The sequence below is a fragment of the Allokutzneria sp. NRRL B-24872 genome (assembly GCF_002155965.1).
GTDB lineage: Bacteria > Actinomycetota > Actinomycetes > Mycobacteriales > Pseudonocardiaceae > Allokutzneria.
The window spans coordinates 12115-24488 of the sequence record NZ_MUMH01000169.1 but is presented as its reverse complement, the minus strand read 5'-3'; the positions used below and the strand labels follow the sequence as shown (position 1 = coordinate 24488).

Annotated in this window: 11 protein-coding genes; 6 read left to right on the top strand and 5 right to left on the bottom strand. The window is 71.1% G+C overall.

What is annotated here, in order from left to right; all coding sequences use genetic code 11:
- Nucleotides 1–102: 102 nt before the first annotated feature.
- Nucleotides 103–1089, top strand: a complete 987-nt coding sequence (locus tag CCN37_RS33140; RefSeq protein ID WP_086828661.1) for a LysR family transcriptional regulator — start codon at nt 103–105, stop codon at nt 1087–1089.
- A 99-nt stretch (nt 1090–1188) separates the two neighbouring features.
- Here CCN37_RS33140 and CCN37_RS40295 read toward each other — a convergent pair whose 3' ends face one another.
- Nucleotides 1189–1347 carry a hypothetical protein gene (locus CCN37_RS40295; RefSeq protein WP_168200982.1) on the bottom strand — a complete coding sequence of 53 codons (159 nt, stop codon included), beginning with the start codon at nt 1345–1347 and terminating at the stop codon, nt 1189–1191.
- Between the two features lie 328 nt (nt 1348–1675).
- Entirely contained in the window at nt 1676–2278 is a 603-nt protein-coding gene (locus CCN37_RS33135) for a TetR/AcrR family transcriptional regulator (protein ID WP_086828578.1), read from the bottom strand.
- 88 nt (nt 2279–2366) lie between these two features.
- On the opposite strand from CCN37_RS33135, the gene CCN37_RS33130 reads away from it, so the two are divergent.
- Together CCN37_RS33130 and CCN37_RS33125 are read left to right on the top strand one after the other, a co-directional pair.
- Entirely contained in the window at nt 2367–2771 is a 405-nt protein-coding gene (locus CCN37_RS33130) for a nuclear transport factor 2 family protein (protein ID WP_210408312.1), read from the top strand.
- Nucleotides 2768–3583 (top strand): ergot alkaloid biosynthesis protein, encoded by an 816-nt coding sequence (locus tag CCN37_RS33125; protein ID WP_086828574.1) that lies wholly within the window; start codon nt 2768–2770, stop codon nt 3581–3583. The genes CCN37_RS33130 and CCN37_RS33125 overlap by 4 nt, the downstream gene beginning before the upstream one ends.
- 674 nt (nt 3584–4257) lie before the next feature.
- On the opposite strand, the gene CCN37_RS33120 is transcribed toward CCN37_RS33125, so the two are convergent.
- Together CCN37_RS33120 and CCN37_RS33115 are read right to left on the bottom strand one after the other, a co-directional pair.
- On the bottom strand, nt 4258–4557 hold the full coding sequence (locus CCN37_RS33120) for a hypothetical protein (protein ID WP_086828572.1): 300 nt from the start codon (nt 4555–4557) through the stop codon (nt 4258–4260).
- Nucleotides 4557–7634 carry a UvrD-helicase domain-containing protein gene (locus CCN37_RS33115; protein WP_086828659.1) on the bottom strand — a complete coding sequence of 1026 codons (3078 nt, stop codon included), beginning with the start codon at nt 7632–7634 and terminating at the stop codon, nt 4557–4559. The genes CCN37_RS33120 and CCN37_RS33115 overlap by 1 nt, the downstream gene beginning before the upstream one ends.
- 55 nt (nt 7635–7689) lie before the next feature.
- Between CCN37_RS33115 and CCN37_RS33110 the strand changes: the two genes are divergently transcribed.
- Nucleotides 7690–8391 (top strand): hypothetical protein, encoded by a 702-nt coding sequence (locus tag CCN37_RS33110; protein ID WP_143261919.1) that lies wholly within the window; start codon nt 7690–7692, stop codon nt 8389–8391.
- A 3-nt stretch (nt 8392–8394) separates the two neighbouring features.
- On the opposite strand, the gene CCN37_RS33105 is transcribed toward CCN37_RS33110, so the two are convergent.
- Complete coding sequence (locus CCN37_RS33105) at nt 8395–10785, bottom strand: PEP/pyruvate-binding domain-containing protein (RefSeq protein ID WP_086828568.1); 2391 nt, start codon at nt 10783–10785, stop codon at nt 8395–8397.
- A gap of 192 nt (nt 10786–10977) precedes the next feature.
- On the opposite strand from CCN37_RS33105, the gene CCN37_RS33100 reads away from it, so the two are divergent.
- Nucleotides 10978–11529: an RNA polymerase sigma factor gene (locus tag CCN37_RS33100; RefSeq protein WP_086828566.1), complete on the top strand. Its 552-nt coding sequence runs from the start codon at nt 10978–10980 to the stop codon at nt 11527–11529.
- Nucleotides 11526–12371, top strand: coding sequence for a zf-HC2 domain-containing protein (locus CCN37_RS33095; RefSeq protein ID WP_086828564.1), 846 nt, complete (start codon nt 11526–11528; stop codon nt 12369–12371). The genes CCN37_RS33100 and CCN37_RS33095 overlap by 4 nt, the downstream gene beginning before the upstream one ends.
- Nucleotides 12372–12374: the final 3 nt, after the last annotated feature.

Below are 12374 nucleotides of genomic sequence, written 5' to 3'. Positions count from 1 at the left end.
AAGAGTCCTTCCTGGGGGCCTCACCCCACCTTGGCGGTGGAGCCCGGCCACGCCAAGAGGGAGCAGACCGCGAGCTGGTGTCCTTGAGCGTAAGTTGTGCTGATGCTCAACCCGTTGCACCTGCGCACGCTGTCCGTCGTGGTGCGCACCGGGTCCTTCGCCGAGGCCGCACGCGAACTCGGCTACACCCCGTCGGCGGTGTCCCAGCAGATCTCCGCGCTGGAGCGAGCCATCGGCATCCCGCTGTTCGAGCGGTCAGCGCACAGCGTCCGCACCGCCGACGCCGCCCACTTCATCGCCGAGCGCGGCGCCGAACTCCTCGCCGCCTTGGAGGGCTTGGAGGAGGAGCTCCGCGCGTTCACCTCCGGGCGGCTCGGGCGGCTTCGGCTGGGCACTTTCCCCACCGCCGGCGCGCGCGTCGTTCCGCACGCCATCGCCAACCTGACCCATGAGCGGCCTGAGGCGGAGATCCTGCTCGATGAGAACGAGCCCGACGACTGCCTGCCCGCCGTGCTGCGCGGAGACCTCGACATCGCTTTGGTCTACGCCTACGACCTCGTGCCGCGCAGCTGGCCGGATGAGCTGACCGCGACCGCGCTGCTGGAGGAATCCCTCGTCGTTCTCCTGCCCGCCTCGCACTCTGCGGCCCAGGGCTCGCGGGTGCCGCTGGAGTCTTTGCGCGAGGCCACGTGGATCGCCAGCCGCGACGGCTCAGCGGGCTCGACGTGCTTGCTGCGGTTGTGCGCCGCCCACGATTTCGTGCCGCGCATCGCTTACCGCAGCAACGACTACGACGTCGTCCAGGGCTTGGTGTCCGCAGGCGTCGGCGTGGCGCTCGTGCCCGCGTTGGGGCACCAAGCCGGTTCCGCGGTCCGTGCGCTTCGACCAGCAGGCGATCCCGTGCGGCGCACCGTCCTCGCGCTGCACCGCACCGCCAACACCAACCCGCTGCTGCCTCCGGCGCTCGCCGCGTTGACCGCCGCGTGCGAGGCCGTGGCCAGCGACTTCCTCACCCCCACGACGCGAGCAAAGACATCGGCCCCTCCGCCTCCGAGTGATGCGCCCCTCAACCTCCTCAGCGCGGACTGAACGACCCGATGTGGCATTGGTTACGCAACGCCGGGCACAAGAAAATGGCCGCTGGGGCCCGATCTTCCCCAGCGGCCGGGTGGTGCGCGGTCAGACGCGCTAGGTGGCCTTCCCCCGCACCCACCAACGCCGTTTGGCGGCGACGCGGACGCGGCGGCCGGTGCGCAGCGCGCGCTCGCGGCGGTAGGCGACCTCGGCCTTGACCTGTTCCTGGTTCCACATGTCCATCTCGGACCCCTTCGCTCTCGGTGTGGTCACCAGAGTTGCCGTAAGGCATGGGGCTGGACATCGGACGATCACGTGCTTCGGGCCTTACGACCCCTTACGCACGACCGTTCGGGCCCCCTTACCCGACACGAGAAGGGGGCCCGAACGGTCGGAGTGGTGCCACGATCACGCCCCACCAATGGCGCAAACGCCAGGAGGGCGCCCCTGCCGCACCCTGCTGTCGTCATCGTGACAACCCGACCGGCAAGTCCACAGTGGACTTCCCGGGACGCTTGTTGTTGAAGCCGAAACAAGCATGCGCCGGGCGCCGGCGGTTACCGAAGCGGAAACACCTGTTCGTTAGCGTTTCGTGGCTGGATCACGTCCCGCTCCCCCGCGTGATCAACTGTCCCACCAAGGACGCCAGCTGCGTGCGCATCCGTTCCCGTGGAACGTCTTTGGCCCCGGCCAGGTACTCCACCAGGTCGGCGCGCGTGGCGGCCAGCAGCGCGTGCGCGGTGAAGTCCCCGTCGTCCACGGCCGGGATCTGCTCCAGCAGTTCGCGCAGCAGGGTGTGCCAGTGCTCGTAGTGCTCGGCGCTGTAAGGACTTCCGCTACCGGCCTGCTCCAGCGCGAGCGCGAGGTGGCGGTTGTCGAGCTTGAAGCACAACACCGCGTCCAACAGCGCCGGAACACGTTGTGCGGGCGGTGTTTGCGGCCCCAGTGGCGGTGGCCCCTCGGCGATGGCGGCCCGCAACGGCTCCATGCGCGCGGCGTGCAGGGCCTGGATGAGCCCGGTGCGGTCACCGAAGGCGCGGAAGAGCGTGGCCTTGCCGACCCCGGCGGCGGTGGCGATGTCGGCCATCGTGACCTCCTCCGGGGTCGCGCAGCGGAGGAAGAGCTCGTCGGCGGCGGCGAACAGGGCCGCCCGGTTGCGGGTGGCGTCCTTGCGCGGCCTGCGCCCGGCGCTGGGCTCGGTCATGCGACTCCTCCGTTGCGATCCGGACCCCGGGTCCGTATTGTCGGCTGAAACGGACCTCGGGTCCGAATCGTAAGGGATGGAGACGGTCATGACCACACCGGTCGAGCTGTACCGGCACGGGCTGAGCCTGTTGCGGGCCAACGACTTCGCCGCATGGGTCGAGCTGTGGGCGCAGGACTGCGCGATGGAGTTCCCGTTCGCGCCACCGGGCTGGCCGAAACGGCTGGACGGGAGGAAGGCGCTCGCCGAGTACCTGAGCGGCTACCCCGACCACATCGAGCTGCACGACTTCCCCGACGTGCGCTTCCACGAGACCACTGACCCGACAACGATCATCGTCGAGCTGCGCGGAGTCGGCCGCCTCGTGCAGAGCGACACCACCTACGACATGAACTACGTCCACGTCGTGACCGTGCTCGACGGCAAGATCACCGCCTGCCGCGACTACTGGAACCCGCTCGGCGTCCCCGACTTCACCGGGGGTGCGCGATGAGCGTTCTGGTCATCGGAGCCACAGGCACCACCGGCAGCCGCGTCACCGCTCAGCTCCGCGCGGCCGGTCACGACGTCAACCCCGCCAGCCGCCGCACCGGCTTCGACTGGTACGAGCCCACCACCTACGCCGACGTCCTCACCGGAGCCGACCGCGCCTACCTCGTCCCGCCCGTCGGCGACCTCGATCCGGCCGCGGTCATGCTGCCGTTCCTCCAGCAGGCGCGCGATGCCGGAGTGCGCCGCGCCGTGCTGCTCAGCGCCTCCGTGACGCCTGAAGGCGGCCCGGTCGCAGGAATCGTGCACGCGGCGCTACCTGGCCTTTTCGCCGAGTGGGCGGTGCTGCGGCCCACGTGGTTCATGCAGAACTTCACCGGCGAACACGTCCATGCCCGCAGCATCCGCGACCAGGGCGTCGTCCTCACCGCGACCGGTCGGGGCCGCGTCGGTTTCGTCGACGCCGACGACATCGCGGCCGTCGCCGTGCACGCCCTCACCGCCGAGCGCGCGCCGAACACCGACTTCGTGCTCACCGGTCCCGAGACGCTCACCTACGACGACATCGCCGCCACCGTTGCGGCGGTCACCGGCCGCCCTGTCGTCCACCGCGCGGTGACTCCCGCACAACTCCGCGATCACATGGCCGCGGAACTCCCCCTGCCCTTCGCCACCTTGCTCGCCGACCTGGATCGCGCCATCGCTGAGGGCTGCGAGGACTACACCACCGACACCGTCCACCGCGTCACCGGCCGTGCCCCCAACACCTTCCACGCCGTAGTGACCCGCGAGCTGACGCTGGGCGCCCCGATCTGACACATCCCCAACCACCCCAAAACCGGCGCCCGCACGCTCACCTCAACGCCCGCCAGGCACGCCAAAACCCGTTTCGTACTCAACTTGGGAAAGAGAGCGCTCCCAAATCCCGCTATGAGTACGAAACGGGAAGGCCTAGACCACGCCGGCGCGCGATGAGGCGAGCGGGAGGGAGGGATGCATGAGGGGATTCTAGCTGGTGAGGTGCGGGGCGTGTGGCGGAGTGCGGCTTGGAGGGCGCGGCGGATGCGGGTGGCGCGGATCGCTGAAGGGGTGGTGCCGGTGGTGATGGGTGGCAGGGCGGCCTGGCACAGCGGTGCGGCCTCGGCGGGAGCGATGTCGGCGAGCAGCAGGGCGCGTTCGTGGGCGGGGAGGTCGGCGTGGTCGAGGGCCCAGCGGTAGAGCGGCAGCCACGGCCACGCGGGACCGTGGCGCTCCTGCTCGCGGACGCGGATCGTGGCGAGCAGGGTTCGCCACCACTCGGCGGAGTCCTCCGGGGCGGGACGGCGGTTGGCCAGCCACTATTCGCGCTCGGCGGGGGTCGCGGAGCGGAGGTGGGTGACGGCCTGCTTGTTCAGGCTCGGGAACTGCTTGGCGGGGCGCGGCTGGTGGGGAGCCCATGCACCACGGACGTGATCGCCCGTGATAACGATCAGCACGCCGGACTCGGGCTGCTACCACGAGCCGTCGGGTAGGTGCCGCAGGGAGAAGCCGCGCTCAGCGACTGCCGAGCGCACGTCGGTGAGCAGCGGTTTCTCGGCGGGAACGACGCTGAACGTCCAACCGGTCCACGGGTCCCGCGGTGTGCGGCGGGTCCACGAGAACTCGACCATCGGGTAGCCGTGGGTCAGCGCGCGGCGGCTGCGGTCAACCAAGAAGTCCGAGCCCAGGATCGCCGTGACCTCCTCGGGCGTGCAGTACGCGTCAGCGCCCCGCACGGTGCCCGAGGTGATCACGTCGACCAGGAAGTCCACTACAGCAACCTGAGCTGCGTGGGCTTGCGGCGCGGAGGCTGGGCCGAACCAAGGCGCTCGACCACGTCGGAGTCCAGTGAGTCGAGGAACGGCGACGGCGGCATGGGACGCGAGGAGCCCTGGCGCACGCGCTGGGCGGCGTGGCTGAGGTAGAGGTGCCGCTGAGCGCGGGTCATGCCGACGAAGAACAGCCGCCGCTCCTCGTTCTCCTCCTCCTGATCCGGCTCGGCGCCCGGCCAGCGCATGGGCAGCAGACCGTCCTCGCAACCGACCATGAACACCACGGGGAACTCCAAGCCCTTCGCGGCGTGCAGGGTGAGCAGCGTGACCAGGTCGGCTTTCGGGTCCCACGTGTCGACCTCGGCGCCCAACGCGATCTCGGTGCGGAAGCGCTCGATGTCGTCGCCGCAGCGCCGCGCGAGCGGGGCGAGCAGGTCGATCGCGGCGTGCGTCTCCGGCGTCGCGGCCTGGTGAATCCGCTCGATCACGCTGCCGGAGGTGCCCTCGAAGTTCAGGTCGCGGACGATCTCGCGCACCCCGGGGCGGTCGGCGAGGCGGTCGTGGGAGCGCTTCTGGAACGGCACGCCCGCCCTGGTCAGCGCCTCCATGACGGCCTTGGCCTGTGCATCAGTGCGGTAGAGCACCGCGAAGTCGGCGAAGCCCAGCCCCTGGCTGCCGTCGCTGGTCACGCGCCCGCTGTCCAGGGAGTGGAAGGACGAGCCACCGAGCAGCTGGTCGATCGTGCGCGCCACGAACGCGGCCTCGCCGTGCTCGTCGGAGGCGTGGTGCAACCCGATCAGCGCAGGCTCGGGGTGGTGCCCGGCGGGCGTCAGCTCACGGCCTGGGACGAGCGAGGTCGGGGTGATCGCCTGCAACGCTCCGGCGAGGATGTGCGGGCCGGAGCGGTAGTTGCGGGTCAGCTGCACGGTCCGCGCGCCGGGGTAGTCCTGCTGGAAGCGCAGGAAGAAGCCGACGTCGGCGCCGCGGAAGCGGTAGATCGCCTGGTCAGGGTCGCCGATCGCGGTGAGGTTGCCGTTCTCCGGCGCGAGCAGGCGCAGCAGCCGGTACTGCGTCTCGTCCACGTCCTGGTACTCGTCGACGGAGATCCACTGGAAGCGCTCGCGGTAGTGCGAAGCGACCTCCGGCGCGGACTCCAGCAGCCGCACGGGCAGCGCGATCAGGTCATCGAAGTCCACCAGGTCCTTCGCGCGCAGAGCCTTGGTGTAGCGGTCGGCCAGCTCCGCGTCGGCGGGCAGCTCCGACAAGGCGCGCTTGGCCGCCTTCTCGTCCTCCAGCAGCTCCGCCAGCACGGCGAGCTGCGCGGCCTCGTCGGCGATGCCGAACCGCGAGGTCAGGCCCACGAGAGCGTGGTTCTCGCGCAGGATGCGCACGCCCAAGGAGTGGAAGGTCGCGATCGTCAGCTTGGCCGCGTGCTCAGGGACGAGGGAGCCCAGCCGCTCGGCCATCTCCTCGGCAGCGCGGCGGGTGAAGGTGATCGCCAGGCACCGCTCGGCCGGGACGCCGCACGCGGTGACCAGGTGCGCGATCTTGTGCGTGAGCGTGCGGGTCTTTCCTGTGCCGGGACCGGCGATGATCAGCGAAGGCCCGTCGGTCAGCTCGGCGGCCGCACGCTGGTCCGGGTCGAGCCCGTCCAGCAGGGCGCTCTCGGCGGCACGGGCGCGCGACAGCTGCGGTGCGGGCTCGATGCCGGGCTCCTCGACGGCAACAGCGGTCTCAACCGGCGCCGCGTAGACCTTGGGCGCCGGAGTCGGCGAGGGCGTGACATCCAGGTCGAACAGGCTGAGGTTGGCCTTGGACTTGACGCGGTCCAGCTCGCCGGGCTCGAAGAGCTTGATCACCCCGTACTCGCCGTCGTAGCCGGAGTCGCGGATCACCTCACCGCGCCGCAGCCGGGCGATCGCCTCGCCGACCAGGGTCGAGGACGCGCTCAGGTCGTCGAGCGGCACATCGTCCAAAATGGACAGTTCGGGCCCGTGCGCCGCGGTCAGCGCGGCGACCTCGGCCTGCACCTTCTTGCTCTTGGGGCCGACGCCGAGGATCTCGCCCATGATCTCCGGGAGCGGGATCAGGTTCCGGAAGCTCGCCGCGCCCTCGGGCCGCGTGCCGTACGGGCGGTCGGCCAGCTCGGAGATCCGGTTGAGCACGCCCACGGTCAGCGGCTTGCGGCACTCCGGGCAGATCGCGCCGTGCGCGCGGGTCTGCTCGGGCTCCATCCGCACATCGCACTTGCGGTGCCCGTCGAGGTGGTACTTGCCCTCCTCGGGGAAGAACTCCACGGTGCCGCCGAAGCCGTCGCCGGTCTCCAGCGCACGGCGGATCGCGAAGTAGTCCATGCCGGTGTCGAAGACCGTGGCCTCGCGCCCGAGCATCGGCGGGGAGTGCGCGTCGGAGTTGCTGACCAGGCGGTACTTGTCCAGGCCGGAGACCTGCCAGTTCATCGCCGGGTCGCTGGAGAGGCCGGTCTCCACCGCGAAGATGTGGTCGGCAAGGTCGACGTAGCAGTCGGAGATCGCGTCGAACCCGGACTTGGAGCCGAGTGCGGCGAACCACGGCGTCCAGATGTGCGCGGGCACCAGGTAACCGCCGGAGCCGCTGGAGAGGGTGATCTCCAGCAGGTCGCGGGAGTCCAGGCCGAGGATGGGGCGGCCGTCCGAGCCCAGGTTGCCGATCCGGCCCAGGCGCGCGTTGAACTCCGCCGCCGACTCGAAGTCCGGCATGTAGATGAGGTGGTGGACCTTGCGGGTGCGCTCACCCCGCTTGTAGATCGTGGAGATCTCCACCGAGAGCATGTAGCGGACCTCGCCGTCCGCGCAGCTCGGCGGCACCATGCGGCGGATGTCGCGGTCGATGTCCTCGCGCATGCGGAACAGCCCCGGCTCGGCGGGCACCAGGCACTCCTGGAGGTGCTCGAACCACGCGGGGTGGGTGAAGTCGCCCGTGCCCACCAGGGAGATCCCCTTGAGCCGCGCGTACTTGGTCAGGTGGTGCAGGTCGCAGTTGCGGCTGCACGCCCTGGAGTACTTCGAGTGGATGTGCAGGTCGGCGTAGAAGCGCACGCGGTGATCTTCGCAGAGGGGTCTGACAGCGCCGCGTGCTGGCAGGATCTCGCCCATGACACAGGAACCCCGGTCGCTGGTGGGCCCGGTGCTGATCAGCTCGCGCACCTTCGCCAACTACCTGAGCCAGTTCGCCGTCACCGAGGCCGACCTGCTGGCCGGTCCGGTGCTGGACTGCCCCGGCGGCGCCGCCGACTTCGCCTCCGAGCTGCGTGCGCGCGGAGGCCGGGCGGTCAGCGTGGACCCCTCGTACGACCTCTCCGTCGACGAGTTGACCGCCACGATCGACGCGGGCCGCACCCAGGTGATCGAGTGGGCCAGGACGCAGCCCGGCCGCTTCAGCTTCGACGAGGACGGCGTCTGGGAGCACTCGCCGGTGTGGGAGGACTCGGCGAAGCGGTTCCTCGCCGACTTCGCCCGCGACCGCGCTGAGGGCACCGACCACTACCGCGCGGCGCTGCTGCCCGAGCTCCCCTTCGAGGACGACAGCTTCGCGCTGGCGCTGTCGGGCTTCCTGTTGTTCACCTACGCCGACCAGTTCGACCACGCCTTCCACCTCGCGGCGCTGCGGGAGCTGCTCCGCGTGGCCCGCGAGGTCCGGCTGCACCCGCTCACCGACTCCTCCGGCGTGCCCTATCCGAGGCTGGAGGAGCTGTTGGACACCCTCGCCGCCGAGGGGGTCCGGTCGCGGGTGCTCACCGTGACGGGGACGAGCGACCCCAACGAGAACGAGACGTTAGTGCTGCTCAGGGACTGATTACTACGGCTGTGGTACTACAGCTGCGGTGACAGTTCCGGTGGTGCCGTCGACCGTCACGAGGTCTCCGTCGCGCAGTACGGAGGTGCCGACGCCGGTGCCAAGGACAGCGGGGACGCGGTACTCGCGGGCGATGATCGCGCCGTGGGCCAGCATCCCGCCGACGTCGGTCACGAGGGCTCCGATGCTGGGGAAGACCACCGACCACACGGGCGCGGTGACGGGGCAGACCAGCACGTCACCGGGCTCGATGCGGCCCAGTTCGCTCTCGTCCAGCACGACGCGCACTCGCCCGGTGTAGCTGCCGGGCGAGCCCGCGACCCCGGACAGCGGCAGGCCGTCACCACTGCCGGGGTTGCCCTGCGCGGCGCGGTCGGAGAGCCACACCAGCATCTGGTTGACGTGCCGCGCGGCCGGCGGGAGCGCGGCCATCGACGGGGGCGGTCCGGGGTCCTTGCCGTAGCTGTCGGGGCCGGGGTGGGCGAGCATCCACGCGCGCTCCCCCTGGCGCCGCCGGACCAGCGCGGCGCGGTCGGAGCCGTCCCGCAGCGCCGCGCGGACCTCCTCCGGGTAGAGGTGGAAGACCTCCTCGCGGGCACCGATCTGACCGCGTCCGGCGAGGCGCCGACCGGCTTCGAGCGCGGCGTAGCGCAGCACCGCGATCGGGCAGCTGACCGTCCAGAACTCGTTGTCCTCGCGGACCGGGTAGGCGGCCTGCGCGCGCTCCAGCAGCCGCGTGAACTCCGCGTGCCGCGACGCGGGCAGCCCGGCCAGCGCCTCCCGCTCTGTCGAGGCCCGCTGACCGTCCGCCTCGGACAGCCGCGCCGGGTCGAACTCGCTGGTGACCTGGTCGGTGAGCAGGCGCATGAGCAGCTGCGGCTCCTCGGCCAGGGTCGCTTCGGCGATCTCGTAGCGCAGCGCGCGCCGCCCGAAGCGCGTGCGGTACTCGGTGATCCGCGCGCTGATCACCGGGTCCTGCTCGGCCAGCACCTCCAACGGCTCAGCGCGCTCGCGAACCAGGGCGGCGATCGCGGCCAGCTCGCGGGCGGGCTCGGTGGAGCGCGAGGACAGGCCGCCGAGCAGGTCGTAGACGCGCGCCTCGGGCCAGGCCAGCTCGCGTTCGCAGAAGCCGACCAGCTCGAACAGCGCCATGCCGACCGCGCCGTGCAGGATGAAGTGGGCGTAGGAGCAGTCGTGCATCAGCTTCGCGGCCCGGTCCAGGTGCGCGATGAAGTCCTCGTCGGACAGTCCGCCGAGATCGGTGTCCAGCAGCGCTCCGCAGCGCTCGGAGAACTCCTCAAGCCACTGCTCGTTCCACCGCGTCACAAGGCGTCCGGGCAGGTCGGAGCGCAGGACTTGCTCAGCCGCCTTCGTCCGCCGCCGCGCCGCTGGGGTGATCCGCACGAGCAGCCACATCAGCCACTTCGGCGGAGGTGGGCCCTGCCGACCGCCCGCCGGGCTGATCGACATGTAGCTCCAGCCGCCGATGTCGGCGAAGGCGAAGTCCAGCAGCAGGCCGAACTCCGGCGTCAGGCGCCCGAACGCGGCGTCGCGGGCGTCGGTGACCGTGCGGTTGAGCGGCGTCGACGGCAGGGGCGCGTGCAGGGCGGCGCGAGCCCAGAAGCCTGGTGGCACCTCCACGGGCACCGGGACCAGCGGCGGGGACGGCTCCGGCAAGGTGGTGATCGGCCGGGCTTGGAGCAGCCAGCAGGTGTCGCCAACCAGAGCCCACTCGATGTCCTGCGGTCCGCCCAGCTCAGCGGCGACGCGGCGCGCGAGGTCGGCGACCATGCGGACCTGACGGGCGGAGAGCACCCCTCGTGACTCTCCGACCGGGGCTTGGTCGCCGATCACCCACTGTTCGGGCTGAGCGACGCCGTCCACGAGCCGATCCCCCAGGCCGTGCACGGCGTTGACGACGATCTCGTCGCGAGCGCCGGTGACGGGGTTGGCGGTGAAGGCCACCCCGGCGGCGTCGGCGGGCACCTGGCGCTGGACGAGCACCGCGATCTCGCCGCTCTCCGACAAGCCCTGCGCGGCGCGATAGCTGCTGACCTGCGCGGTGCGGGCGGACTCCTGGCACTCCTTGATCGCCGTGATCAGCTCCTGCGCGCCGGTGACGCCGAGGACCGTGCGGTACTGGCCCGCGTGCGAGCTGTCCGCGCCGTCCTCCTCCACGCCGGAGGAGCGCACGGCCAGCGGGCGGTCGCCAAGCGCTACGAGAAGGCGTTCGGCCAGCTCAGCGGTGGGTTCGGTGCCGGGAGGCAGCACCATGCCGTCCGGAACGGGCAGCCCGGCCGCCAGCAGCACCGCGAGCGTCGCCGCTTTTCCTCCCACCCGATCGCGGGACACGGCGAGGCATTCGGCGAGCGGAGTGGGACCTTCGTTGACCATGACGACCACGATCGCCGGTCAGGGGCACGCACGCCCATCGGTCGGAGTACGTATCCGACCGGGTGCGGGTGTCCCGCAGGTCGCCGAGGTTCTGCCGTGCGATGCCTTTCCTGCACGGCGGAGCCGACCGGGTGCGGGTGTCCCGCACAACACCGAGAACCGGCGCGGCCGTCACGTACGTCCACACCTGACGTGAGGGATCGACACGACGTCACCACCGCTGACGACGCCGTGCTGCTGCGCGGGGTCGTGCGGGGTGACCGCGCGGCGTTCGACGAGCTGTACCGCCGCCACGCCATCTGGATCACCCTGCGCCTGCGCAGACGCACCCGCGACGAGGACCTGGTCGCCGAGGCGTTGCAGGACACCTTCCTCACCGTGTGGCGCTCGGCGGGTTCCTATGCTGGGCGCGGCGAGGTCGCGGGGTGGCTGTGGACGATCGCGGGCAGCCGGCTCATCGACGCGGTGCGCAGGCGCTCGCGCCGGGTGGAGTCGGTCGGCGAGCCGCATGAAGACGTGCTCACCACCCCCTCCGCCGAGGACGAGGCGATGGTGCCGCTCTACGACGCCAGGCTGGCCGCGGCGCTCAAGGGCTTGGCCCCTGAGCTGCGCGAGGTGCTCCAGGCGACGGTGCTCGACGGTCTGACCTCGAAGGAGGCCGCGGTGCTGCTGGGCATCCCGGAGGGAACGGTCAAGACGAGGGCCCGGCGGGCCAGGGGAAGCCTGAGGGAGGCAATGTCATGAGTCGGCAGTGGCACGTTCCCGAGCCGACGCTGGTCGCCTACGCCGTCGAGGACCTGCCCGACGTGGACAGCTGGTCGGTCGAGGCGCACCTGGTGACCTGCGCCGAGTGCCGGGCGGCGCTGACCAGGGCGAGTGCGGGCACCCCCGCGGCGGCGACGGTGGACCTGGTGCGCGAGCGGATCGCGCTGGACCTGCCCGCGCAGCGCGCGCCGATGGGCTGGCTGCGGCAGTTCCTCCTGGTGCTGCGCGGCGCACCCGGAGCGCGGTCGAGCTGGCTGCTGGCGCTGGCGTTCGTGCTGGTCGCGGCGAGCCTGCTGGACGCCTCGCCACTGTCCAGGGGCTTCGGCGAGCCGGGTTCGTGGTGGTTCGCCCACGGCTCCTACGTCGTGCTGGTGGCGCCGTTGTTGCAGATCGCCGGGGTGGCGCTGTCCTACGGGCCGTGGATCGACCCCTGTCACGAGATGACCGGCAGCGCCCCACTGGGCGGACTGCGGTTGCTGTTGATCAGGACGTTGCTCGTGCTGGTCGCGGTGGTGCCCGCGACGCTGGTCGTCGGCCTCTTCACCGAGCGCGGCACGCCGGTGCTGACGCTGCTGCCGGGGCTCGGGCTGACCTCGTTGACGCTGGCGCTGGGCTCGGTGATCCAACTGCGGCACGCCGCCATGGTGATCGGCGGCGGGTGGCTGACCGCGTGCGCGGTGCCGCTGCTGGTGCAGTCGGTGCCGCAGGTGCTCGCCTCGCCGATGCCGGTGGTGTGGCTGCCAGTGATCGTCCTGTCCTCGGCGACGGTGCTGCTGCGCCGGCGCTCGTTCACCTACGCGCCGCACCTTGTCAGGAGCTGAGGC